The following is a 24,179-nucleotide window of genomic DNA, read 5'->3' on the forward strand; positions in this document are numbered from 1 at the left end:
AACCGGCCGCGTACTCCGACCACCGGCTCGTCGGTGTTCGCCCCTGCTCGGGTCGCTCCTGCCCGAGGGGTCACGGTTGCGTCCCGCCCCCGCGGAGTTCCTCGACCGCGGACGCGAAACTCCGGCCGCGCTCCGCGTAATCGGCGAACATGTCGAGCGATGCCGCGGCCGGGGCGAGCAGCACCGTCTCCCCCGGCGAGGCGAGTGCGGCCGCCTCCCGGACCACCACGCGCATCGCGGCAGGACCGTCGGCGCCCCGTGCCACGGCCCTCCTCACCGAAGACGTGTCGGTCTCGCTCGTCGCATCGGTCATCGCTTCATCGTCGCCCGTGTCCACGACGACGACCGGGACCTGCGGGGCGTGTCGCGCCAGCGCGTCGGCGATGTCGCCGGCGTCGCGGCCGAGCAGCACGGCTCCGGACAGTCGCGGCGCAACCTCGGCGACCAGGTCGTCCACGCGGGCGCCCTTGAGCAGACCACCGGCGATCCACACCACGCGGTCGCGGGCGAGCAGCGAACTACGGGCCGCGTGCGGATTGGTCGCCTTCGAATCGTCGATGTACTCGACGCCGTCGACCTGCCCGACCGGCGCGGCGCGGTGCGGACCGACGCGGTGCCGTCGCAGGCCGTCGTGCACCGCCGAGGCGGGCACGTCGATGGCCCGGGCGAGGGCTGCGGCCGCGAGTGCGTCGGACAGTCCGGCGGGGCCGGGCGGCGTCACGTCGTCCACCCGGGCGAGCACGGCGGAATCGGCGAACGCCCGGTCGACGAGCAGTTCGCCGCTGATCCCGAGTTCGCCTTCCTGGGGATAGCCCAGGGTGAAGCCCACGGTGACCACGGCACGGGACCGGTCGCCGAGACCACCGGCGATCGGGTCGTCGAGACCGATGACCCCGACGGCGCCGGTGAGCGCACCGAGTTTGGCCTCGATGTAGTTCTCGATGCCGCCGTGCCAGTCGAGATGGTCCTCGGCGATGTTGAGCACGACGCCGGCCTCGGGCCGAACCGAGGGCGCCCAGTGCAGCTGGAAGGACGACAACTCGACGGCGAGTACGTCGGCCCGCGGTTCGTCGCGGCGCAGGGCGTCGAGCACGGGAAGACCGATGTTGCCGCACGCGACGCTGCCGAGGCCGGAGGCCTCGAGGATCGCGTGCAGCATCATGGTCGTAGTGGTCTTGCCGTTCGTCCCGGTGACGGCCAGCCACCGACGGGCCGGTCCGTAGACCTCGGCGCGGTCGATGCGCCAGGACAGTTCGATGTCGCCCCAGATGGGGATCGCCGCGCCGGCCGCGCGCGAGAGCAGCGGGGCGTCGGGCGGGAATCCGGGACTCGTGACCACCAGGGCGAACTCGCGCAGCGCAGCGGGGTCGTCGACGAGACTGTCGAGGTCGACCGTCCGGGCGCCGAGCGCCGCGCACTCGGCCAGTGCCCGCTCGTTGCGGTCGGTGACGGTGACGTGGGCGCCGAGATCGGTAAGGGGTTCGATCGTCGCGCGGCCGGACACCCCTGCCCCGGCGACGAGCACCGCCCGTCCTCTGAGCCGTTCGAGTTCGTCGTTCACGGTCAGTCCCCGATCGCCGCGAGGTATTCGCTGTAGAAGAGGGCCAGACCGATCGCCGAGGCGATGGCGGCGAGCAACCAGAACCGGATGATCACCGTGGTCTCGGCCCATCCGCCGAGTTCGAAGTGATGGTGGAAAGGTGCCATCCGGAACCCCCGCCTGCGGCTGGACCGGAAGACCGCGACCTGGATGACCACCGAGGCGGCCTCCGCGACGAACAGCGCGCCGATGACCACCATGAGCAGCTCGGTGCGGGTCGTGATGGACAGACCGGCCAGCATGCCGCCGAGGGCGAGCGAGCCCGTGTCGCCCATGAAGATCTTGGCCGGTGCGGCGTTCCACCACAGGAAGCCGATGCAGGCGGCGGCGCCGGCGGCGCACAGCAACGCGAGATCGAGCGGATCACGGACGTCGTAGCACCCGGCGGTCGGCTCCACGGCGCACGCGTTGCGGTACTGCCAGAAGGTGATGATGACGTAGGCGCCGAGCACCAGCGCCATCGAACCCGCAGCGAGACCGTCGAGACCGTCGGTGAGGTTCACCGCGTTCGACCATGCGCTGACCAGCAGATAGACGAACAGGATGAACACGATCGAGCCCATCGAGACCGTGGCGATATCGCGCACGTAGGACAGATCGGTGCTGGCCGGGGTGAGACCGTCCGCATTGCGGAACTGCAGCGCGAGGATGCCGAAGCCCACCGCGACGACCAGCTGGCCGACCAGCTTGGCCGTCTTGTTCAGACCGAGATTGCGCTGCTTGCGAATCTTGATGAAGTCGTCGAGGAAGCCGACGCCGCCGAGCGCCGTCGTCAGGCCGAGCACGAGCAGACCCGAGGCCGTGGGACCTTCCGCGTCGTATCCCGTACCGATGAGATGCGACCCCCAGTAACCGGCCCACAGACCGGCGAGGATCGCGACGCCGCCCATGGTGGGGGTGCCGCGCTTGGACTGGTGGCTCTGCGGGCCCTCGACCCGGATCTCCTGCCCGAAGCCCTGCCGGGAGAACATCTTGATCAGGAGGGGGGTGAGCAGGATCGAGACTGCGAGCGCGATGCCCGCCGCGAACAGGATCTGTCTCACCGGGCGTCCTCCGTCCCCACAGCAGCGTCGTTGTCTCCGGCACCGGGGTCGTCCGCGAGGACGGCCTCGGCGACGGTCCACAGTCCCACGGACTGCGATGCCTTCACGAGCACGATGTCGCCCGGTTGCAGTTCGTCGCGCAACAACGCGATCGCGGCGTCGGCATCGGGTACGTGGCTCGCTTCCTCACCCCACGATCCTTCCATCACGGCGCCCTGGAACAGACCCCGGACCGGCCGCGTGGCACCGACGGCGATGATGCGGGTGACGTCGAGGCGCACGGCGAGGCGTCCGATGGCGTCGTGGGCGACGACGGCGTCGTCCCCGAGCTCGGCCATCTCCCCCAGCACCGCGAAGGTGCGCCGGCGATCCGGACCGGACCGCGCCATGGTGACCAGGGCCTTCACGGCTGCGCGCATGGAATCGGGATTGGCGTTGTAGGCGTCGTCGATGACGGTCACCCCGTCGGATCGGGTCTGCACCGCCATGCGGTGCGCCGAGACGGGACCCGCCGTCGCGAGCGCCTCGGCGGCCTGCTCGACCGTCGCACCGCACTCCACGGCGACGGCGATCGCCGACAAAGCGTTGCCGATCTGGTGTTCGCCGTGCACGGCGAGCCGCACGGGCACGCGCCGCTCCTGTCCGTCGGCGCCGGGGACGACGGCGGTGAAGGAGGCACGCGCCTGGTCGTCGAGGTGGATGTCCTCGGCGCGATAGGCGGCACCGGACCCGGTCCCGACGGTCACCACACGACCGGTGGTGCGGGTCGCCATCTTCGACACGAGGGTGTCGTCGGCGTTGAGGATCGCCACTCCCCCCTCGGCGGCGCTGGGCAGCGCCTCGACGAGTTCGCCCTTCGTCTCGGCGATGACCTCCTGCGAGCCGAACTCGCCGAGGTGTGCGGTACCGACGTTGAGCACGACGCCGATCCGCGGCGGGGCGATGCGGGCCAGGGCCGCGATGTGCCCGGGGCCGCGTGCCGACTTCTCGAGGACGAGGAAGCGAGTGGATGCGGTGGCGCGCAGGGCGGTCCACGGGTGGCCGAGTTCGTTGTTGAACGATCCGGGCGGGGCGACGACCTCACCGAGCGGCGCGAGCACGGCGGCGATCATGTCCTTCGTGGACGTCTTGCCCGCCGAACCGGTGACACCGACGACGGTGAGGCCGGCGCCGGTGAGCGTGTCCACCACGGTGCGGGCGAGCTTCGCGAGGCCGGCGAGCACGGCCGCGCCGGATCCGTCGCTGTCGTGTTCGAGCGCGAGGGCGTTGGTCTCGGTCGGCAGAATCGGCGGCACGACGATCGCGGGCACACCCACCGGCCGTGCGGCCAGGACCGCCACCGCACCGGCGGCGACGGCGGCCGCGGCGTGATCGTGGCCGTCCGAGCGCGCACCGGGCAACGCCAGGAACAGGCCACCGGGACCGATCCGTCGCGAGTCGAACTCGACGGAACCGGTCACCTCGGCGGACGGATCGTCGACGTCGTGCAGGGTGCCCCCGACGCCCTCCGCGATCCGAGCCAGTGTCATCGGGATCATGCCTTGCCTCCGTGATGCGAACCGCCCGCAGCAGGCGGATGGTCACCGTCGGGTCCTGCGGTCCGGTACTTGTCGAGAGCTGCGCCGAGGACCTCGCGGTCGTCGAAGGGGTGCTTCACTCCGTCGATCTCCTGCCCCGTCTCGTGGCCCTTGCCGGCGACGAGGACGACGTCGCCCGGGCGGGCCCACGCGACCGCGGCGTCGATCGCCGCGGCGCGATCGCCGATCTCGAGGATCTCGCCGCGTTCGGCCGCCGGGACGGAGTGTGCACCGTCGAGGACGGCCGCGCGGATGGCGGCGGGGCTCTCGGTTCGTGGGTTGTCGTCGGTCACGACCACCAGATCGGCGGCCCGCGCCGCGACCTCGCCCATGATCGGCCGCTTCGTCCGGTCGCGGTCGCCGCCCGCACCGACGACGACGGCGATGCGTCCCTCGGTCGCGGCGCGCAGGGTTCCGATGACCGCTTCGAGCGCCGCGGGCTTGTGGGCGTAGTCGACGACGGCGAGGAAGTCCTGACCGCGCTCGACCCGTTCGACCCGGCCGGGCACCGCGACATCGGCGATACCGCGGATCGCGGCGTCGATGTCGGCGCCCACCTCGGCGCAAAGCGCTACAGCGAGAGCGGCGTTGGTGACGTTGTAGCGGCCCGGCAGGCCGACGGTGGCGCGGCGGGCGATCCCGTCCGGACCGGTCAGGGTGAACTGCTGCACTCCCGTCTCTTCGGGGACCTCGTCGGTGACCGTCCAATCGGCCGCGGCGCCGGCAGCGTCACCGTCGCCACCTGTGGTGACCGTGCGGACTGCGGTCGCGTCGTCGCGGCCCGCGCGCGCGACCTCGGCCATGCGACGTCCCCACACGTCGTCGGTGCACACCACCGCGCGGCGGGCCCGGACCGGCGAGTCCTCGGCGAACAGCCGGGCCTTCGCGCCGAAGTAGTCGTCGAGGTCCTTGTGGAAGTCGAGATGGTCCTGGGACAGGTTGGTGACCCCGCCGACGGCGAACTCGGTGGCGTCCACGCGACCGAGCGCGAGGGCATGGCTGGAAACCTCCATCACGACCGTGTCGACACCGCGTTCGCGCATGACGGCGAACAGGGCGTGCAGCTGCGGCGCCTCGGGTGTCGTGAGGGTGCTCGGCACGCGAATGCCTTCGATCCGGGTCTCCACGGTCCCGACGAGACCGACGACGCGTCCGGCCGCGACGAGGCCTGCCTCGACGAGATAGGACGTCGTGGTCTTACCGGACGTGCCCGTGATGCCGATGACCTGCATGCTCCGGGAGGGGTGTCCGTAGACGGTGGCCGACGCCGCCCCCAGCGCGACACGCGGTTCGGGATGGACGAGGACCGCGACCGAATCGGAGGTGGCCTCGGCGACGAGGTCGCGACCGGCCTCGTCGGTCAGCACGGCGACCGCTCCGCGTTCGAGCGCGGTGCCCGCGTAGGAGGCGCCGTGGGCGCGCGCGCCGGGCAGCGCGGCGAAGACGTCGCCGGGGCGGATGCCCTGGGCGCGCAGGTCGATGCCGGTGATCGCGGCCGCGCGGGCCGCATCCTCTCCGGCGGCTGCATTGACGATCTCGACGCGCGCCCCGATGGCGTCGGCGAGAACCGAGATCTGCGTCATCGGTGGGTGCTCGGGTCTCCGCCCCTCCTCCGGAGGAGCCGGATCCGGACTCGATGGCACAGGCACCAGTTTCCTCTCGCTTCGCTGCAGCTCGTCTGCAGGCACTCCGACGGATGTTTCCGGGTTCGTTCCCGATCCGCTCTCGGCGACGACCGTCGTGTCACGTTACCGACCTGTCAGCCTACCGAGGCGCCACGGTCACCTCGTCAGTCGACCTGGAGGATCAACTTGCTCTCCGGTTCGGCCGACAGCGGCACGCCGTCGCGCTGCAGCAACCACGACGCGATGTTGCGGAACAGCGGCGCGGCCGATTGGCCCCCGCTGCCGTCGGAGCTGCGGGTCGGGGCGTCGAGCATGATGCCCACGACATAGCGCGGATCGTCGGACGGAGCGATGCCGGCGAAGGTGATCCAGTAGTCGGAGTTCGAGTAACACTTGCAGTTCTGGTCGATCTGCTGGGCGGTACCCGTCTTGCCCGAGATCTGATAGCCCTCGATGGCGGCGCCCGCACCGGTGCCCTGCTGGTTGCCGGTATCGGACTGGACGACGGAACGGAACATGTCGCGCACCGTCGCGGCGGTCTGCGGGCTCACCACCCGCACCGGATCGGGACGGGGCGTCTCGGTGCGCGTGCCGTCCGGCGCGATGGTCGCGCGCACGACCCGCGGCGGGACACGTTCCCCGTCGTTCGCGATGGTCTGGTAGATCGCGGTCATCTGCAGCAGGGTCATCGACAGACCCTGGCCGATGGGCAGGTTCGCGAAGGTGCCACCCGACCACTGCTCACGGCTGGGCAGCAGACCCGCGGATTCGCCGGGCAGGCCGACATCGGTGCGCTGGCCGAGACCGAACAGTCGCAGCATCTCGGCGAAGCGGTCCTCACCGATCCGCTCGGCGAGCATGAGCGTGCCGACGTTCGACGACTTCCCGAACACACCCGTCGTGGTATACGGCACGACCCCGTGATCCCAGGCGTCCTTGACGGTCGCGCCGGCCATGGTGATCGTGCCGGGGACCTGCAGGACCTCGTCGGGGCGGGTCAGACCGTCCTCGATCGCCGCGGCCGCGGTGATGATCTTGTTCACGGACCCGGGTTCGAACGGCGAACTGACCGCGAGGTTGCCCTGTTCGGCGTCGGGCGGGTTGTTCGCGACACCGATCGACGGGTCGAAGGTGCTGTCGTTCGACATGGCGAGCACTTCGCCGGTGTGCGCGTCGAGCACCACAGCGGAGGCGTTCTTCGCCCCGGACAGGTCCTTCGCGCGCTGGACCTCCTGCTGCACGTGGTACTGCAGGTCGTTGTCGATCGTGAGCTCGACGGAGGAACCGTCGACGGCGGGCTGACGGTCGCGCCAGCTGCCCGGGATGACGGCGCCGTCGGATCCACGGTCGTAGGTGGACGAACCGTCGGTACCCGCCAGCACGGCGTCCATCGACGCTTCGAGCCCGATCAGGCCGTGTCCGTCCCAGCCGGTCGCGCCGACGAGATTGGCGGCGAGCGATCCGCCCGGATACAGACGGATGTCCTGACGCTCGGTGCCGACCTTGTCGTACTCGTCGACGATCTCCGCCGCGACCCCCGGATCGACGCCGCGGGCGAGGTAGACGAAGGTCTCGTCGCTCTCGAGCATCTCGAGCACGTCCTTCTCCGGCGCCGCGGCGCCGAGCGCCTCGTGGACCGCCGACGCGATGCCCTCGAGATATTCGGAGACCTCGGGCCGGGACGGGTCCTTCGCGCGTTCCTCCTCGAGTTCCTTGCGCACCCGCACGGGTTGGAAGGTCAGCGCCTTCGCTTCCATGGTGTACGCGAGCGGTTCCCCGTTGCGATCGGCGATGGTGCCGCGGGTCGCGGGTTCGACGAGTCGGGTGGTGCGCTGGCTGGCGGCTTCGGCGGACAGTGTGGGGGCCTGGACGAGCTGCACGGACAACAACTGGGCGACGGCTACGCCCAGAATGCCGAACATGCCGATCCGGCCCCACTTGTTGCGGAACGCGAAACTCGTCCGGTCGCGCTGCTTGCGATCGCGCGGCGCGGGCATTCGAGCGCGGCCGCCGCGCGTCGCCGGGGTGGAACGTCGCTGCGGTGCACGCCGAGGGGTGGAGCGGTTGTTCACCGAGGCCCGCCCTCGGGTTCCGTCGGCACGGCCTGGACTGGTGCTTCGGGCGCCGCTTCACGGGGCGCTTCGGATTGCGGCAGTTCGCTCACGGGTACCGATTGTCCTGCCGCGGGCGGTACAGGTGCGGCACCCTCGACATCCGGCGTGGCGGCCGCGGGAGCTTCCGCCGCGGGTACCGGCACGGGAGCCGGTGCCGGTTCCTCGCCCACCGGGCGGCCGTCGGCCGATGGCGCGGCCCGACGCGTGCCCTCGGTGTCGGTGCGCGGCCGGGGTTCCTCGCTCACGTCACCGAGCGGCCGCGGGGTCTCCGCCCCGGCGCTGCCGGCCAGCGGGGTCTGGACGCGGGCGTCCTCTCGGGCGGGCGGATCCAGCGGGACCGGCGGGGCACCCTGGGCCGGAACCGGATCGCCCACCACCTGCACCGAACCGTCCGGAGCGACGACGATCCGCGCGACCTGCCCGGTGGGGATCATCCCCAGTTCCGCCGCGGCGACCGCGAGCGCGGGAGCCGACTCGGCCGTGGCGACGTCGCGCTGGAGCACCGCCCGCTTCTGGGCGAGCTCCTCGTTGAGGGACCGCGCCGCGCTGAGCTCGTAGGAGTCTTCGGTCGCCCGGGTGGTCAGCAACAGCGTCACGGCCATGCCCACGCCCAGGAGCCCGATGATGGTGGCGACGAACGGGATCCGGGTGCGGACACGTCCGGCACCCGTCGTGCGCCCGCGGGTCTGCACCTGTTCGACCCCGAGCTGCGCTGCGCGCTGCGACCGTCGCTGATAGGCACGCTGCGCTGCGGTCGATCGCCCCGGGTTCCGGCGCTGCGGGGGTGCCACCTGTACGGTCATCGGTTACCTCCTGGCGATTCGTTCTGCAGCACGCAGGCGGACGGGCGCCGAACGTGGGTTGGCCTCGATCTCGTCGTCCGTTGCCCGCTCCGCACCGCGGGTGAGGATGCGCAGTTCCGGTCCCGTCCCGGGCAGTTCGACCGGAAGCCCTTCGGGACTGCGGGACTTCGCACGCGGTGTCAGTTCCTGCTTGACGACCTTGTCCTCGAGCGACTGGTAGGACATGAAGACGATCCGGCCGCCCACCGCGAGAGCGTCGAGAGCGTCGGGGATCGCGGTGCGCAACGAGTCGAGCTCCGCGTTGACCTCGACCCGCAACGCCTGGAAGGTGCGCTTGGCCGGGTGACCACCGGTACGGCGGGTCGCCGCCGGGATCGTGCGGTACAGCAGTTCGACGAGTTCGCCGCTCGTCCGGAAGGGAGTCTTGGCCCGGGTCCGCACGATCTCGGAGGCGATCCTGCCGGCGAAGCGCTCCTCGCCGTAGGTGCTCAGGATGCGAGCGAGGTCGCCGTGACTGTAGGTGTTGAGGACATCGGCCGCGGTGATGCCGGTGGTGGCATCCATCCGCATGTCGAGCGGGGCGTCCTTGGAATAGGCGAAACCGCGCTCCGCCTCGTCGAGCTGCATCGAGGACACGCCGAGATCGAACAGGGCGGCGTGGACCGAGCCGTACCGGTCGAGGCCGACGCTCTCGAGCGCGTCGGCGATCCCGTCGTAGCGGGTGTGGACGAAGTCTGTGCGGTCGGAGAACCGTGCGAGTCGCTCGCGGGCGATCGCCAGTGCGTCGGTATCACGGTCGAGGCCGACGAGCCGCAGCCTCGGGTAGATCGTCAGGAAGTGTTCGGAGTGCCCCCCGAGACCGAGTGTCGCGTCGACGTAGACCGCGCCCTCGCCGTCGGGACCGACGCTCTCGATGGCCGGACCGAGAAGGTCGACGGCGCGCTGGAGCATGACGGGCACGTGGCCGAATTCCGCCGCAGATGTCACATCGGCACCGGTGGCCTCATCCGTACCATCGACGGATTCGTGCTCGCCGTCCACCATGTGTCCTCCGGAATCCTGCTCGGGCCGCTTACGGTCTGTCGGGTACTCGTCGGGTGGACGGTGGTATGCCTCGTGCCTGCCTGTCGCTCGTCTCGATACCGTGCTCGCCGCCACGGGGGTGGATACGGAAGACGGCGAATGCCTCGAGGTCTCTGTCCGAGTCCGAAGAGACCTGACGCCGGGGAAGTGCGTCAGGGCCCTCCGGTCCGTACCTGGCGCTGGGGAAGTGCGTCAGGGCCGGCACATCGGGCAGAGGCCTCGCGGCACTCGCCGCGCAGCCCGAGCCGTGGTTACAAGATGTCGCGTAGTGCTTCGTCTCTCGCTTCCGAGAAGTCTTCTTCGTGCTCGGCGAGGTAGGTCTCCCATGCCGTCGCGTCCCAAATCTCGAGGTACCTGACCGAACCGATCACCACGCAGTCCTTGGTGAGACCGGCGTACTTGCGGTGAGCTGACGACAGCGTGATCCGGCCTTGTGAGTCGGGTCGCTGCTCCTCCGTTCCCGACGCGAGACTCCGCAGGAACGCACGTGCCTGAGGGTTGCTCCGTGAGGCACTCGCAGCGCGTTCGGCCAGAGCGGCGAACTCGTCGCGAGGGAACACGGTGAGGCTGTGATCCTGCCCCTTCGTGATCATCACCCCTCCCGCCAGCTCGTCTCGGTACTTCGCCGGCAGTGTCAGCCGGCCCTTGTCGTCCAACTTCGGGGTGTAGGTACCGAGGAACACTCGGCGCCTCCCCGCTGCCGGACGGATGCTTCGCGCGACAGGACACCTTGTCCCGCCGCGCCCCACATTACCCCACTTTGCCCCACCGGAAACGGATTACTGCCGCCCGGCCGCGCGTGTTGTCGTCACATTCCCAGCTCAGAGCAGGTGGCGGAAAATGGGGACACGCGCTCGCGTGACGACGACGGATCCACCGCTGTCGGCGCCCCGACGATCCGCCCCACCGGCGGAGCGAGGGCCGAGCAATCGGCGACCAGGGAAAACACTGCGGCCGGAGCCGAGGTGGGAGGCGGTGGGGAGACGGAGATTGCGCGAGTGGGGCGCGGTGGTGGAGGGGCGGAGAGGCGGACGACGCCGGGTCGGTGAAAGGTCTGCAGACGAACGACGACGGCACGACCCGTGGGTCGCGCCGTCGTCGGTACACCTGATGGTCGAGGAGGTCAGTCCTGCTCGAAACGCCTCCGGAACCGCTCTTCCATGCGGTTGGTGAAGCCACCACCCGAGGACTTCTTGCCGCCGCGGGAACTTCGACCGGACTTTCCGGAACCGGAACTACCGCCCGTCGCCCCTGGAGTCGACGGCCGACGACCGCCGAGGAGCAACAAGACTCCGGCGGCGAACATCACGAGGAACCCGAGCAGACTGATGATCGGGAAGCCGCCCGGCTTGAGCGGCAGGGCAACGCCGGCGATCAGCAGCGTCAGGCCCAACACGAACAATGCGCCGGCCTGTAACCGCCGCCGGTTCGACGCCATCCCCAACCGGCTGCCACGCACGGTCGAGGCGAACTTGGGATCCTCAGCATAGAGCGCGCTCTCGATCTGATCGAGCATGCGCTGCTCGTGCTCGGAGAGTGGCACGGTACCTCCCCCGGCACTAAACGGTGGCCACCGGATCCGTGGGGCGAATCCGGTGGGGGGCCGTCCGTACGGCCGCCTGAGTCAATAATACGAGCAGATGTCGCTGTGGACCACAAACTCCACACGTGAGTTCGATCCCGTCGTCGGCGAAGGCCCTCGTGAAGGGGCGAAAGTCACCCACCGACACCGACCTCCGGCTCTGCTTCGGCGTCGAGATAGCCCTCCACATCGTGCAGGAAGTGGCCCACCTCGTCGTAGAAGGCACCGGATTCGTCGGCTCCCACCGCCTGCGCGACCCCCGCCTCGACCGCGGTGCGGGTGGCGGAGCGATCGGCGAAGTAGTCGGCCCAGACGGCGAAGGACTCGTCGGCGCGCGCCATGAGTGCCCATGCGTTGCGCGTCGCGGGTCGGCGGGGCCGGATCCCGGAGCGCAGCTCCGCGGCCGCGACCACCGCACCGGCACCGCGCAGCGCCGCCAGGTAGGCGAGGCGGAACCGCTCGCCCGGATCGCCGGCACCGGCGGCACCGGAAAGCAGATCGTCGGCCTTGCGCAGCAGCGTCGCCGCGCGCGCCGAGGTGGCATGGTCGATGCATGCGGACGGCCCGAGCGTGGGAGACGTTCGGCGCGGGCCTCGACTCGCGACCTGACCGTTGGCCATGTTCACGCACCTCCTCGGCGTGGTCTCACCACTCGTTACAACGAGCGGTATCCGGTGGCATTCCCGCCGAAACGCCGAGGAACGGAGATCACTGTCCTCGAGTGAGGCCCGACACGGACGCCGAGCGGGAGACCCCAGGGTGATCCGGGGATGTTCGCTTCCCTCGAACATCCCCGGATCACCGATGTCGAACATGCGTTCGACGTATTCAATATAGCTGGACCCACCGACAACCCGTCAAGAGAAAGCGGCCACGTCATCCCGAACGATCAGCGAGACCCGAGCACCTCCGACGCACCGCGAGCCACCCGAACGAGTCACGCATGACCACCGATCCCTGCCAGGACGCCCCGATCCTCACCGAGCTCTCCCCCGCGGACTTCCGTGCGCACCTGCCCTCGCTGCTGACCGTCTACGTCGCGGCGATGCGATATCCCCGAGGCACGGAGTACCACCGCGCGCCGATGTGGTCCGAGCATTCGGCCCGCGCGGGTTGGCAGGCGTTCGCCGCGAGCCTCCCCGAGGATCCGGACACCGTCGTCGGGATCGCGTACGGCTACCGGGGCGACACCCGCCAGTGGTGGCACCAGCAGGTGCGCGCCGGCATGCGCCATTCCGGACGGTCCCCCGAGGAGATCGATCGCGTTCTCTCCGACTACTTCGAGCTCACCGAACTGCACGTCCGACCCGACATGCAGGGACGCCGCATCGGTGAACTGCTCCTGTCGGCGCTGCTGCGGGGACGCACGGAAGCGGCCGTACTGCTGTCGACACCCGAGGTGCCGGGCGAGGACAACCGGGCGTGGCGGCTGTACCGTCGGTTCGGATTCCAGGACGTCGTCCGCCGGTTCGTCTTCACCGGCGACGCCCGCCCGTTCGCGGTCCTCGGCAGGAGCCTGCCCCTCGAGCCGGACCTCGTTCTGCACCACCATCACACGATCGGCGATCCGGACGGAAGCGGTACCCCATGAACGCCACACTCGACGTCGTCGTCGTCGGCTCGGGCCACAACGCCCTGGTCTCCGCGTGTTATCTCGCCCGCGACGGATGGTCGGTGGAGGTTCTCGAACGCGACACCGTGCCGGGCGGCGCCGTCTCCACCGTCGAACGTTTCCCCGGATATGCCGTCGACCGCGGCTCCTCGGCGCACATCATGGTGCGCCACTCCGGGATCGTCGAGGAACTCGAACTCGCCGCCCACGGCCTGCGCTACATCGACTGCGACCCGTGGGCGTACGCGCCGCCCCCTGCGGACTCCGACCGTCCCGGCATCGTCTTCCACCGCGATCTCGACCGGACCTGCGCCTCCGTCGAGGCCGCCTGCGGACGCCGCGAGGCCGACGCGTACCGCCGCTTCGTGCAGGACTGGGGCCCGCGCAGCGCGGCGGTGATGACGTCGTTCACCCGTCCCCCGACCGGCCGGCACCTGCTGTCCTCGTTCTGGGGACTCGACGCGGGTGAGGGTGGCAGCGCCCTGTCCCGCCGGTTCCTCACCACCGGCGACAGCCTGCTCGACGAGTACTTCGACGACGAACCCCTCAAGGCGGCCCTCGCCTGGTTCGGCGCGCAGTCCGGCCCGCCCATGTCCGAACCCGGCACCGCGGCGATGGTGGGCTTCGCCGCCCTCATGCACACCCTTCCCCCGGGTCGCGCGATCGGCGGAAGCGGTGCGCTCACCCAGGCCCTGCTGTCGCGGCTGCGGTCCGATGGCGGCACGGTGACCTGCGGCGACGCCGCCACCGAGATCCGCCGGACCGGCGATCTGTGGACCGTGCGCACCGAATCGGGACGCTCGGTGCAAGCCCACAGGGTCGTCGCCGGATGCCACGTGCTGACCACGCTGGATCTGCTCGACCGCGGCGGATACGACCGCGACCGGCTCGAGGGCTGGCGTCGCAGCATGCGGGTCGGTCCGGGCATCGGCATGGTCCTGCGCCTCGGCACCGACTCGCTGCCCCGCTACCGCGGCTGCGACGAGCCCGAATCGACGACCTCCGGTCTGCAACTGCTCGTCGACGACCGCGCCCACCTGCGCGCCGCGCATGGTGCCGCGATGGCGGGAGACCTGCCCCCGCGACCCACCGTCCTCGCGATGAGCTTCTCCGCCCTCGACCCGACGATCGCACCCGACGGCAAGCACCAGATCACGCTGTGGTCCCAGTGGCATCCGTACGCGCTGCGCGGCGGACGTCGCTGGGCGGACATCGCCGGCGCCGAGACCGACCGCATCCTCGCCGAGATGGAGACGCGCTCTCCCGGCTTCACCGCGAGCGTGGAGCACTGCCACGTGCAGACCCCCGCGGACATCGAGAGCGAACTCGGCCTGCTCGGCGGGAACGTCATGCACGTGGAGATGTCGCTGGACCAGATGTTCCTGTGGCGTCCGCTGCCGGAGCTGTCCGGCTACCGGGTGCCCGACGCGCCCGGCCTCTATCTCACCGGCGCCTCGACCCATCCCGGTGGTGGAGTCTCCGGTGCGAGCGGCCGCAACGCCGCCCGGGTCGCCCTCGCCGACGCCAAGGGCAGTCTCGTGGACCGCGTGAAGGGCTGGGTGTCGCGGTGACCGACACCCGCGTCCCCGCACCGCCCCGACCGGCCCGGTGGCGGACGGTCCTTCCGATCGTCCCGGCCGTCGCCGCGGTCCTCGCCCAGATCGCCTATCCCCTCACCGAGGGCGGCGCCCGGGACGCCGCGACCGTCGCGGTCGTCACGCTGCTCACCGCCGCCTGCCTCGTCCACGCCGCGTTGAACCGCGGCATCACCTTCGCCGTCGTCCTGTTCGTCAGCTCGGCGGGCATCGGGTATCTGTCCGAGGTGGTCGGCACGATGACCGGCTATCCCTACGGCTGCTACAGCTACGTCACCGACAGGCTCGGGCCGGCCGCACTCGACGTCCCGCTGGTGGTGCCGCTGGCGTGGTCGGCGGGCCTGTACCCCGTCTGGTGCGTGGCCTCCCGCCTCGTCCGCAACGGTCCCGGCAGGGTCGCGGCGGTCACCGTCGGCATGCTGGGCTGGGATCTCTATCTCGACCCCCAGATGGTGGCGGACGGGCACTGGTCGTGGTGCAACGCCGGCGGCCTGCCCGGGATCGAGCACATCCCGCTCACCAACTACGCGGGCTGGCTCCTCGTCGCCGCGATCATGGCGACCGTACTCGTGCTCGTCGACTCCCGCTCGGACCGTGCCGACGCGCCCCGGCACGACGCCGTGCCGATTGCGCTGTTCCTGTGGACGTGGCTCGGTTCGGCCCTCGCCCACAGCGTATTCCTCGACGCTCCCCAACTCGGCTACTCCGCGGTCTACGGGCTGGTCGTCATGGGGGTACTGGGTCTTCCCCTGCTGGTCTCACTCGTCCGGTCGTGGCGCGCAAGCGTGTCCGGTCCCGGGCGGGACGAGGCACGACTCGCCGCGAGCGACCCGAAGAACCGACGAGGATGACCGTGCCTGGCACCATGTTCTCCGTGCAGTCGTCCATCCTGTCCGTCCGCCGTCGTGTCGTCGCGGTCGTGGGGCTCGTGCTCCTCGGCCTCCCGCTCCTCACCGGCTGCCTGCGCGTGCAGGCGACGATGGGGATCTCCTCCGACGACCGTGTGTCGGGGCAGATCGTCGCCGCGACCATCCCCGCCGACGAGAACGATCCCGGCCCCGAACTCACCGCTCCCTCGGCCCTGGCCGGGAAGGTGCGGGTGCAGGAGTACTCGCAGGACGGCTACGTCGGGAGCCAGGTCTTCTTCAACGACCTCACCTTCGGCGACGTCCAGCAGCTCGCCACGATGTCCGATCAGAGCGCCGGCATGTTCCAGCTCAACCTGCAGCGCTCGGGCGATCTGGTGGCACTGAACGGACGTGTGGATCTCGAGTCCGCTCCCACCCAGGGCACCGACGTGCAGTTCACCATCGCGTTCCCCGCCCGGGTGGCGACCACCAACGGCACCCGCGAGTCGGATTCGGTCGTGACCTGGAAGATTCCGGCCGGCGAGGTGAGCACCCTCCGCGCGGAGGTGCGCTACGCCGATCCCAACACGCGCGGTTTCGCGGGCTGGGCCGGAATCATGGCCGGCGGCGCCTTCGGTGTCACGCTGATCATCGCCGGCGCGGCCTGGTTCACCCGCAATCCCGCGCCGCAGTGGTCGTCGGCGAACGGGACGCGGTCCTGACCCGCCTTCCGCGCGACCCGTCCCCCGGTCTCACGCGACTCGTCGCCGGTGGCGCTCTCGTCGCCTCCTACGGCGCGGCCGTTGCCGTCGCGAACCGGGTCTCGCTCCCTCGTCTCGTGCCGGGACCGGTGGTCGACGAGCAGGTCACCGTCGTCGTCCCCGCCCGCGACGAGGCGCCCCGCATCGCCGCGATCGTCTCCGACCTGCGGGCACAGACAGGACTGCACGCCCTGCGCGTGGTGATCCTCGACGACGACTCGTCCGACGGCACCGCCGACCTGGCCACGGCCGCGGCCGAGGGCGACGAGCGCATCACCGTTGTCCGATCGACACAGCCACCGCCCGAAGGATGGACCGGGAAGGCGGCCGCGTGCGCCGCAGCCGTCGCCCACGCCGGATCGACTACCGACAGCGGCATCGTCGTGTTCGTCGACGCGGACGTCCGGCTCGCACCCGACGCGCTCGCCGCCGCCGTCGCTCTGCTGCGCCACCAGGACGCCGCGCTCGTCTCACCGTTCCCGTACCAGCTCACCGGATCGGCGCTCGAACGGCTCGTGCAGCCCCTGCTGTTCTGGTCGTGGTTCTCGTTGCTCCCCGTCGCGGTCTCGCACCGCACCCACCGGCCGTCGATGGCGGTCGCGTGCGGACAGTTCCTCGTCTTCGACGCGCGCGCCTACGCGGCGATCGGCGGGCACGCCGCGGTCGCGGCGAGTCCCACGGAGGATCTGGATCTGGCCCGGACACTGCGTCGCGCCGGACTGCCTACGACGGTCGCGGCCGCGGGCGGACTGGCGTCGTGCCGGATGTACGACGGAGCCCGCCCGCTGATCGGCGGTTACACCCGCTGGTTGTGGTCGGCGTTCGGATCCCCGGTCGGGGCGGCCGCGGTGGTCGCGCTGTATCTCCTCGCCTACTTCGTGCCCCCGGCCGCGGCGCTTGTCGGCGGGGGACGGACGCGACGCTGGGGCGTGGCCGGTGCCACCGCGGGCGTGACGTCACGCCTTCTCGCGCGCGTCACCGAGCGGGGAGGACGCCGACACCCGGATGCTCCGGGCCGCCCCGTCGACGATCTGCTGGACGCCGCGGCGCACCCGGCATCGGTCCTGGCGGTCGGTGCGCTCACGGCGTCGTCGATCCGGGCACGGCGCAGCGGACGCGCGGCGTGGAAGGCCCGCGTCCTGCCCTGACCCCGAACCGGCGCGGGCCGGATGTCAGGCCGGCTGCACCGCGGCGGGAGCTTCGAGTTCGTAGCCGAGGCGGTCGAGCACCTCGCCGGTCGCGCGGGCGAAGTTGAGCGTGATGAAGTGCAGGCACGGCGCACCCTCGGAGATCAGCCGCTCGCACATCTCCGTCGCCACCTCGATGCCCACCTCGCGCACCGCGGCGCGGTTCTCCTCCGGACCGTCGCCTGCCGCGCGCCGCAGCCGCTCCTCGAGAACGGGCGGCAGATGCGAACCCGACAGTTCGAGGCTGCGCCGCGCCGAGCGCAGCGACGTGATGGGCATGATCTCGGGGATGATCGGCTTGAGCCCCTGCTCGGCGTCGCAGGCCACGACCCGGTCGCGCAGCCTCAGGTAGTGCTCGACGTCGAAGAACATCTGGGTGATCGAGTACTCGGCACCCGCACGGAGCTTCTGCACGAGATAGCGGGTGTCGTGATCGAGGTCCGGGGACCGGTGGTGTCCTTCGGGGAACGACGCGACGCCCACGTGGAAGTCGCCGAGCTCGCGCACCAGACGCACGAGCTCGTCGGCGTATTCGAGACCTTCGGGGTGCTTTTCCCACTCGCCGAGCGGGTTGCCCGGCGGGTCACCGCGCAGCGCGAGGATGTTGGTGATGCCGCGGTCGGCGTAGGCGCCGACCATCGCGCGCAGTTCGTCGATGCTGTGCCCGACGGCCGTGAGGTGCGCGACCGGCAGGAGGGTGGTCTCCTCGGCGAGGCGGCCGGTGACCCGGACCGTACGGTCGCGGGTGGAGCCCCCGGCGCCGTAGGTCATCGATACGAAGGCCGGGCCGAGACGTTCGAACGTCCGCACGGCGCGCCACAGTCGTCCCTCGGCCTCGGCGTCGCGAGGCGGGGAGAACTCGACGGAGAACGGAATGCGGCCCGAACGCGCGGACCCGAGACGGTCCACGATCGACGGGGTCCGAGAAATCCCGCCGTCCTCGGTTGCCCTGACGAAGTCGCTTGTCACCGGTCCAGCATAGGTGGCGCCCCCGGGGCGGTCGCTACCGGCGACGACCCGACTGTGGGGATAGGCTGGTCGCGGCACCTCCGGCTCACCCGCCTCCGAGGTGCCGTCACCCATCGACCTGGAGGTTTCGTCCTGTCTACCGGCGCCGTTCACCTGTCTGCCGAGCAGCTCCCCCATCGGGTGGAGGACTCCCTCCGGCAGTTCTTCACCTCACGCTCCGACCTGGTCGACTCGGTGGGCAATGGATACCGGCAGGCCGTCGACACGCTCGAGGCATTCGTGCTGCGCGGCGGCAAGCGGGTGCGTCCGCGTTTCGCCTGGACGGGCTGGCTCGGCGCCGGTGGTGACCCGACCGGGCCGGACGCCGAGGCCGTCCTGCAGGCGTGCTCCGCGCTCGAGCTCGTGCAGGCCGCGGCGCTCGTCCACGACGACATCATCGATGCCTCCACCACGCGCCGCGGATTCCCCACCGTGCACGTCGAGTTCACCGAGCAGCACCGGAAGGCCGGCTGGCACGGCAGGCCGGAGCAGTTCGGCGAGTCGGTCGCGATCCTGCTCGGCGACCTCGCCCTGGTCTGGGCCGACGACATGCTGCACTCGGCGGGGCTCGACCCCGCGACCGTCGCGCGCGTGGTCCCGGCCTGGACCGCGATGCGCACCGAAGTGCTCGGCGGGCAGTACCTCGACATCGCCAACGAAGTGGCGGCGGACGAATCGGTGGAGGCCGCTACGCGGGTCAACCGGTTCAAGACCGCGGCGTACACGATCGAACGCCCCCTGCACATCGGCGCTGCCCTCGCCGGCGCCGACGACGACCTCATCGCCGCATACCGCCGCTTCGGCATCGACATCGGCCTGGCGTTCCAGCTGCGCGACGACCTGCTCGGTGTCTTCGGCGACCCCGAGGTCACCGGCAAGCCTTCGGGCGACGACCTGCGCTCGGGCAAGAGGACCGTCCTGTACGCGCTGGCACTGGAGACGGCCGATGCCTCCGATCCGGCCGCGGCCGAGCTGCTGCGCACCTCGATCGGGACCGATCTGTCCGACGCGCAGGTCGAGCACCTCCGCTCGCTGCTCGTCGATCTCGGCGCGGTCGCCCGAATCGAGGACCGCATCTCGGAACTGACCGACAGCGCGTTCGAGGCGCTCGAGGCGTCCGGCGCCACCGAGGAGGGCAAGGCCCTTCTGCGCGAGTCGGCGGTCGCGGCGACGCGACGGGTGGCGTGAGGGCGGTGCGGACCGTTCCCGGCGCCGACCGGGTCGTCGTGGTCGGTGCCGGTCTCGCCGGTCTGTCGGCGGCACTGTACCTGCGCGGCGCCGGTAAGGACGTCACGGTGCTCGAACGCGCCGACGACGTCGGCGGCCGGGTCGGCAGCTATCACGGCCCGGGCTACGAGATCGACAACGGCGCCACCGTGCTGACGATGCCCGAGTTGATCGACGACGCGCTCGCCGCGGTGGGCGCCGACCGGAATTCCGTCCGGCCGGCGCTGCACACCCGGCGACTGTCCCCTGCCTATCACGCACGGTTCGCCGACGGCACCTCGATCGACGTGCACTCCGACCCCGACGCCATGGTCGCGGAGATCTCGCGGGTGTGCGGTGCGGAGGAGGCGCGCCGCTATCTGCGGTTGCGCGCGTGGCTCGCCGACATCTTCGACGCCGAGTTCGACCGCTTCATGGACGCGAGTTTCGACTCGCCGCTCGACCTGGTGTCGTCCCCGGCGGCACTGCGCGACCTGGCGCGCCTGCTCCGGCTGGGTGGGTTCGGCAGGCTCGGCGCGCAGGTGAACCGTAGGATCACCGACCCGCGCCTGCGCCGCGTCTTCACCTTCCAGGCGCTGTACGCGGGGGTCGCTCCGGCGCGGGCCCTCGCCGTCTACGGGGCCATCGCGCACATGGACACCTCGCTGGGCGTGTACGCGGTGGACGGCGGCATGCGGTCGGTCGCCCGCGCGATGGCCGCGGCGTTCGTCGAGGCCGGCGGACGGCTCGAACTCGGCCGGGAGGGGACCTCGCTCGATCTGTCCGGCGGTCGGGTCGACGGTGTCCGCACCCGCGACGGAGAGCGCTTTCCGTGCGACGCGGCCGTCCTGACCCCCGACACCCCGGTGGTCGACGGATTACTGCCGCGCCGACGGCGCCGTCGCACGCTGGCCGCGCCGTCGGCCGTGGTGCTGCACGGGTCGATCCCCACCGGGGTGACCCGCGGCTGGGCGGCGCAACACCACCACGTGATCGATTTCGGCGGCGAGTGGGACCGCACCTTCGCGGAGATCACCCGCAACCGCGGACGCGGTCGGCCGATGTCGGATCCCTCGCTGCTCATCACGCGACCGGCACTGTCCGATCCCGGCCTGCGGTTCACCCGTGAGGGCGTCGAGCACGAACCGTTGTCGGTGCTGGCGCCGTGCCCGAACCTCGACAGCGCTCCGCTCGCCTGGGCCGAGCTCGCGGTGCCCTATCGCAACGAACTGCTCGATGTCCTCGACCGCCGCGGATACGGCGGCATCGCGGACGGGTTCCGCGTCGACCACATCGACACACCGGCCACCTGGCACGCTCGTGGCATGCAGGCGGGCAGCCCGTTCTCGAGCGCTCACGTCTTCCGGCAGACGGGACCGTTCCGGCGCCGCAACCTCGATCCGGCCGTTCCCGGCGTGGTGCTCGCGGGGTCGGCGACGGTGCCGGGTGTCGGTGTCCCCACCGTGCTGTTGTCCGGAAGGCTCGCCGCCGAACGGCTCGGTGCTCCGCGAAGGCGGTGACACCGGGCGCACCACGCTCCGCGTCTCCACTAAACTGTCCTCGTTCGCCAGCTACCTGCGCGCCGCGCATCCACACGTCCACGGGGGAGGAACCGTACCGATGTCGTCCCCTGCCTCGCCCGACGCCGAGCCACAGACCTCGCCCGCGCCGGAGGGGACGGCCGCACCGGCGGGGGAGCGTCCGAAGCACGCATTCCTGAGGAGTCCCGCCGGCCATGCCGCGCTGCTCGGTGCGTGGGGCGCGGTACTCATGACCTTCGGCAGTTTCGGATCGGGCAGTGTCCGGCGGATCGACCCGCTGCTCGAGGACATCTATCTGTCGTGGCTGCGGTTCGGCCACGGCCAGTTGCTCTCGCGGATCATCCTGTGGGTCGGTGTGCTCCTCATGATCGCAGCGTGGGTGCGCGTCGGCCGGGCGACCCTCGCCGGGCACGTCACGGTGCGCGATCTGTGGACGGTGCTGCCCGCGTGGACCGCTCCCCTGCTGGTCGCGACACCGATGTTCAGCCGCGACGCCTACTCCTACCTCGCGCAGGGCGCACTGCTGCGCGACGGTTTCGACCCGTACGAGGTGGGCCCGGTCGTCAATCCGGGCGTCCTGCTCGACAACGTCAGCAATGTGTGGACAACGACGACCACGCCCTACGGGCCCGTCCACCTGCTGCTCGGTGCGGGCATCACGTCCATCACCGACGACAACGTGGTGACGGGCACCTGGCTGTGGCGCCTGACCATGCTTCCCGGCCTGGCACTCATGGCGTGGGCCGTGCCGAAACTCGCCCGTCGCATGGGCGGAAATCCCGCGATTGCCCTGTGGCTCGCAGTGCTGAACCCGCTCGTACTGATCCACCTCGTCGGCGGTGTGCACAACGAGCTGCTGATGGTCGGTCTCATGATCGCCGGCATCGTGTTCGTGCTCGAGGGCCGGCACCTCGGCGGCATCGCCCTGGTCTCCCTCGGCGCCGCGATCAAGGCCACCGCAGGATTGGCACTGCCCTTCCTGGTGTGGGTGTGGATGATCCACGAACGCGATCGTGCGCTTGCCGAGGGACGCGAACCGGCAGCGCCCGTGCGCCTGTTCGCCAAGGCCGTCGGCCTGGGACTGGGGGTCTTCGCCGCGGTCTTCGGTGGCACCTCGCTGCTCGCCGGTGTCGGCATCGGCTGGCTCACCGCCCTGTCCGGCTCGTCGAAGATCATCAACTGGCTGTCGCTGCCGACGATGATGGCGCACGCCGTCACCTGGGTCACTCCGTGGCGGCTCGGATCGGTCCTCGACATCACACGCATGCTCTGCGCGATCGCGCTGGTGGTGATCCTCGTGTGGGCGTGGTGGCGCTTCCGCCGCACCGAGCGCGACGCGATCTTCGGGATCGTCGTGGCGCTGACTGCGGTGACCCTGCTGTCGCCCGCCGCGCTGCCCTGGTACTACTCCTGGCCGCTCGCCGTCGCCGCCGCCTTCGCGATGTCGCCCCGGGTGCTCATGGTGCTCGTCGCACTGTCGACATGGCTGATGTTGATCTTCAACCCCGACGGGTCGATCGGGATGTACAACATCGCGCACGTCGCGCTCGCGGTGTTCGCCTCGATCGTCGCGGCCCGTTCGCTGGTCACCTACGACCCGCTGCGCCTGCGGTTACGACCTCGACCGGCATCACCCGCCGGCGCTGCCCTGGACGACCGTGCCTGAGCGCCCCACGGGGATCGCGGCCGACGATCTCACCCGGGCCTACGCCTACTGCGCCGAGCTCACCGCCGAACACGGACGCACCTACAACCTCGCGACCCGGCTGCTGCCCGCCTCGCGACGACACGCCGTGCACGCGCTCTACGGCTTCGCCCGACACGTCGACGACATCGTCGACGTCACCGCCGTGGACGACCCGGAGGCCGCGATCCGTGGTGTCGACGACGCGCACAGCCGTCTGCACGCCGCACTCGCGGGCGCTCCCGGCCCGCTCGACCACACCGGTCTCGTGGTCCGCGCGCTTGCCGACACGATCGGGCAGTACCGCATCCCGATCGACTATTTCGAGGCGTTCATCCGATCCATGCGCATGGACGTGCCCGGCACGCCCGAGTTCCGGCCCCGCTACGGGACCATGGAGGAACTGCGCGAGTACATGTACGGCTCGGCGGCGGTGATCGGTCTCGAACTGCTGCCGATCCTCGACGTCGACGATCCGGCCGCCCCGCCCGCCGCAGCCGCGCTCGGGGCGGCGTTCCAGCTCACCAACTTCATCCGCGACGTGGGCGAGGACCTCGAACGCGGACGTCTCTACATCCCGCTCGAACTGTGGTCGGCCTTCGGGGTCGACATCGACCTGCTGCAGGAATGCCGGCGCACCGGCGCGATGGACCCGAGAGTCCGGCGGGCACTCGCCCACGCGGTCGCGCTGACCCGCGCCGAATATCGCAAAGCCGAACCCGGGCTGGAGGTACTCCCCGACCGGATCCGGCCGGGTATCCGCGCAGCCTTCACGCTCTACGGGCGGATTCTCGACGAGGTCGAACGCAGCGGGTTCCGGGTGCTCGACCGGCGCGCGACGGTTCCGCGCCGCACGCGCGCCGCGGTCATGATCACCGAGTACGTCGCCGGCTCGCTGCTCCGGAAGCGGTAACGACGCCCCGGAGACTCAGAAGGCGAGCGCCTGCGCCCGCCGCACGACCTCGCGCGCGGACTGCGTGTGCATCGCGGCCACAGGGCATCCACCGGGAAGAGAATCGTCCTCGGCGAAGAGCCACCGCAGGATCTCGTCGTCCTCGTAACCGCCGTCGTGCAGCACCGCGATCAGGCCCGGAAGACCCTTGAGAACGTTTCCTTCCTCGTCGAGAAAGGCCTCGGGCAGGACCGGCACGCGGTCGCGCTTGAACGCCAGCAGCTGCCGGTCGCGCACCATCTGGTGTACGCGGGAGGTGGCGACGCCGAGGCTCTTGGCCACGTCGACGAGCTGCACCACGGGCACGGAGCGGTCGAGAACGTCGTCGCAGTAAGGGATTGCACTCACCCCACCACGT

At 70.7% G+C, this 24,179-nt stretch carries 21 protein-coding genes; 9 read left to right on the forward strand and 12 right to left on the reverse strand.

Going from position 1 to position 24,179, the window contains the following annotated elements:
- Positions 1-70: 70 nt before the first annotated feature.
- From murD to IM25_RS19830, 10 genes are all read right to left on the reverse strand, one after another.
- Entirely contained in the window at positions 71-1,561 is a 1,491-nt protein-coding gene (gene murD / locus IM25_RS19785; protein ID WP_019289756.1) for a UDP-N-acetylmuramoyl-L-alanine--D-glutamate ligase, read from the reverse strand.
- Positions 1,562-1,563: 2 nt separating this feature from the next.
- Positions 1,564-2,643, reverse strand: a complete 1,080-nt coding sequence (gene mraY, locus IM25_RS19790) for a phospho-N-acetylmuramoyl-pentapeptide-transferase (RefSeq protein WP_065996282.1) — start codon at positions 2,641-2,643, stop codon at positions 1,564-1,566.
- Positions 2,640-4,181 carry a UDP-N-acetylmuramoyl-tripeptide--D-alanyl-D-alanine ligase gene (locus IM25_RS19795; RefSeq protein WP_065996284.1) on the reverse strand — a complete coding sequence of 514 codons (1,542 nt, stop codon included), beginning with the start codon at positions 4,179-4,181 and terminating at the stop codon, positions 2,640-2,642. The genes mraY and IM25_RS19795 overlap by 4 nt, the downstream gene beginning before the upstream one ends.
- The gene (locus tag IM25_RS19800; protein ID WP_065996285.1) at positions 4,178-5,803 is read right to left on the reverse strand and encodes a UDP-N-acetylmuramoyl-L-alanyl-D-glutamate--2,6-diaminopimelate ligase; all 1,626 of its coding nucleotides are present in this window, start codon (positions 5,801-5,803) and stop codon (positions 4,178-4,180) included. The genes IM25_RS19795 and IM25_RS19800 overlap by 4 nt, the downstream gene beginning before the upstream one ends.
- A gap of 206 nt (positions 5,804-6,009) precedes the next feature.
- Positions 6,010-7,842 carry a peptidoglycan D,D-transpeptidase FtsI family protein gene (locus tag IM25_RS19805; protein WP_033097600.1) on the reverse strand — a complete coding sequence of 611 codons (1,833 nt, stop codon included), beginning with the start codon at positions 7,840-7,842 and terminating at the stop codon, positions 6,010-6,012.
- A 71-nt stretch (positions 7,843-7,913) separates the two neighbouring features.
- Positions 7,914-8,762: a hypothetical protein gene (locus IM25_RS19810; protein ID WP_019289758.1), complete on the reverse strand. Its 849-nt coding sequence runs from the start codon at positions 8,760-8,762 to the stop codon at positions 7,914-7,916.
- A 3-nt stretch (positions 8,763-8,765) separates the two neighbouring features.
- On the reverse strand, positions 8,766-9,806 hold the full coding sequence (gene rsmH / locus IM25_RS19815) for a 16S rRNA (cytosine(1402)-N(4))-methyltransferase RsmH (protein ID WP_033097599.1): 1,041 nt from the start codon (positions 9,804-9,806) through the stop codon (positions 8,766-8,768).
- Positions 9,807-10,096: 290 nt separating this feature from the next.
- The gene (mraZ, locus tag IM25_RS19820) at positions 10,097-10,528 is read right to left on the reverse strand and encodes a division/cell wall cluster transcriptional repressor MraZ (protein ID WP_065996286.1); all 432 of its coding nucleotides are present in this window, start codon (positions 10,526-10,528) and stop codon (positions 10,097-10,099) included.
- Between the two features lie 440 nt (positions 10,529-10,968).
- Positions 10,969-11,388 carry a DUF3040 domain-containing protein gene (locus IM25_RS19825; RefSeq protein ID WP_024101274.1) on the reverse strand — a complete coding sequence of 140 codons (420 nt, stop codon included), beginning with the start codon at positions 11,386-11,388 and terminating at the stop codon, positions 10,969-10,971.
- A 173-nt stretch (positions 11,389-11,561) separates the two neighbouring features.
- Positions 11,562-12,047, reverse strand: a complete 486-nt coding sequence (locus tag IM25_RS19830) for an SAV_6107 family HEPN domain-containing protein (protein ID WP_006554150.1) — start codon at positions 12,045-12,047, stop codon at positions 11,562-11,564.
- 323 nt (positions 12,048-12,370) lie between these two features.
- On the opposite strand from IM25_RS19830, the gene IM25_RS19835 reads away from it, so the two are divergent.
- The 5 genes from IM25_RS19835 to IM25_RS19855 are packed head-to-tail and all read left to right on the forward strand — an operon-like array spanning position 12,371 to position 17,391.
- Entirely contained in the window at positions 12,371-13,018 is a 648-nt protein-coding gene (locus IM25_RS19835) for a GNAT family N-acetyltransferase (RefSeq protein WP_033097598.1), read from the forward strand.
- On the forward strand, positions 13,015-14,610 hold the full coding sequence (locus IM25_RS19840; RefSeq protein WP_033097597.1) for a phytoene desaturase family protein: 1,596 nt from the start codon (positions 13,015-13,017) through the stop codon (positions 14,608-14,610). The genes IM25_RS19835 and IM25_RS19840 overlap by 4 nt, the downstream gene beginning before the upstream one ends.
- The gene (locus IM25_RS19845) at positions 14,607-15,485 is read left to right on the forward strand and encodes a carotenoid biosynthesis protein (RefSeq protein ID WP_006554153.1); all 879 of its coding nucleotides are present in this window, start codon (positions 14,607-14,609) and stop codon (positions 15,483-15,485) included. Before IM25_RS19840 ends, IM25_RS19845 begins: the two co-directional genes overlap by 4 nt.
- The gene (locus tag IM25_RS19850; protein WP_006554154.1) at positions 15,482-16,204 is read left to right on the forward strand and encodes an LppM family (lipo)protein; all 723 of its coding nucleotides are present in this window, start codon (positions 15,482-15,484) and stop codon (positions 16,202-16,204) included. Before IM25_RS19845 ends, IM25_RS19850 begins: the two co-directional genes overlap by 4 nt.
- Positions 16,174-17,391: a glycosyltransferase gene (locus tag IM25_RS19855; protein ID WP_033097596.1), complete on the forward strand. Its 1,218-nt coding sequence runs from the start codon at positions 16,174-16,176 to the stop codon at positions 17,389-17,391. Before IM25_RS19850 ends, IM25_RS19855 begins: the two co-directional genes overlap by 31 nt.
- Before the next feature lie 24 nt (positions 17,392-17,415).
- On the opposite strand, the gene metF is transcribed toward IM25_RS19855, so the two are convergent.
- The gene (gene metF, locus IM25_RS19860; protein ID WP_170318569.1) at positions 17,416-18,360 is read right to left on the reverse strand and encodes a methylenetetrahydrofolate reductase [NAD(P)H]; all 945 of its coding nucleotides are present in this window, start codon (positions 18,358-18,360) and stop codon (positions 17,416-17,418) included.
- Positions 18,361-18,579: 219 nt separating this feature from the next.
- Between metF and IM25_RS19865 the strand changes: the two genes are divergently transcribed.
- The 4 genes from IM25_RS19865 (at position 18,580) to IM25_RS19880 (ending at position 23,782) form a co-directional block, all read left to right on the forward strand.
- On the forward strand, positions 18,580-19,626 hold the full coding sequence (locus IM25_RS19865) for a polyprenyl synthetase family protein (protein WP_033097594.1): 1,047 nt from the start codon (positions 18,580-18,582) through the stop codon (positions 19,624-19,626).
- Positions 19,627-19,631: 5 nt separating this feature from the next.
- Positions 19,632-21,164: a phytoene desaturase family protein gene (crtI, locus tag IM25_RS19870; protein WP_065996288.1), complete on the forward strand. Its 1,533-nt coding sequence runs from the start codon at positions 19,632-19,634 to the stop codon at positions 21,162-21,164.
- 100 nt (positions 21,165-21,264) lie between these two features.
- Entirely contained in the window at positions 21,265-22,851 is a 1,587-nt protein-coding gene (locus IM25_RS19875; protein WP_170318566.1) for an alpha-(1->6)-mannopyranosyltransferase A, read from the forward strand.
- A complete protein-coding gene (locus tag IM25_RS19880) occupies positions 22,844-23,782 on the forward strand; it encodes a phytoene/squalene synthase family protein (protein ID WP_019289765.1) in 939 nt (312 codons plus the stop codon). The genes IM25_RS19875 and IM25_RS19880 overlap by 8 nt, the downstream gene beginning before the upstream one ends.
- A gap of 15 nt (positions 23,783-23,797) precedes the next feature.
- Here the strand turns inward: IM25_RS19880 and IM25_RS19885 are convergent, their stop codons facing one another.
- Entirely contained in the window at positions 23,798-24,169 is a 372-nt protein-coding gene (locus IM25_RS19885; protein ID WP_024101284.1) for an Rv2175c family DNA-binding protein, read from the reverse strand.
- Between the last annotated feature and the right edge of the window lie 10 nt (positions 24,170-24,179).

The organism is Rhodococcus sp. p52 (assembly GCF_000763325.2).
Taxonomy (GTDB): Bacteria; Actinomycetota; Actinomycetes; order Mycobacteriales; family Mycobacteriaceae; genus Rhodococcus; species Rhodococcus pyridinivorans.

Excerpts from the sequence above, each read along its gene's own strand:
- IM25_RS19805 (WP_033097600.1), bottom strand. The coding sequence starts at position 7,842 with ATGCCCGCGCCGCGCGATCGCAAGCAGCGCGACCGGACGAGTTTCGCG.
- IM25_RS19830 (WP_006554150.1), bottom strand. The coding sequence starts at position 12,047 with ATGGCCAACGGTCAGGTCGCGAGTCGAGGCCCGCGCCGAACGTCTCCC.
- IM25_RS19840 (WP_033097597.1), top strand. The coding sequence starts at position 13,015 with ATGAACGCCACACTCGACGTCGTCGTCGTCGGCTCGGGCCACAACGCC.
- IM25_RS19875 (WP_170318566.1), top strand. The coding sequence starts at position 21,265 with ATGTCGTCCCCTGCCTCGCCCGACGCCGAGCCACAGACCTCGCCCGCG.
- rsmH (WP_033097599.1), bottom strand. The coding sequence starts at position 9,806 with ATGGTGGACGGCGAGCACGAATCCGTCGATGGTACGGATGAGGCCACC.
- IM25_RS19850 (WP_006554154.1), top strand. The coding sequence starts at position 15,482 with ATGACCGTGCCTGGCACCATGTTCTCCGTGCAGTCGTCCATCCTGTCC.
- IM25_RS19795 (WP_065996284.1), bottom strand. The coding sequence starts at position 4,181 with ATGATCCCGATGACACTGGCTCGGATCGCGGAGGGCGTCGGGGGCACC.
- IM25_RS19835 (WP_033097598.1), top strand. The coding sequence starts at position 12,371 with ATGACCACCGATCCCTGCCAGGACGCCCCGATCCTCACCGAGCTCTCC.
- IM25_RS19810 (WP_019289758.1), bottom strand. The coding sequence starts at position 8,762 with ATGACCGTACAGGTGGCACCCCCGCAGCGCCGGAACCCGGGGCGATCG.
- IM25_RS19800 (WP_065996285.1), bottom strand. The coding sequence starts at position 5,803 with ATGACGCAGATCTCGGTTCTCGCCGACGCCATCGGGGCGCGCGTCGAG.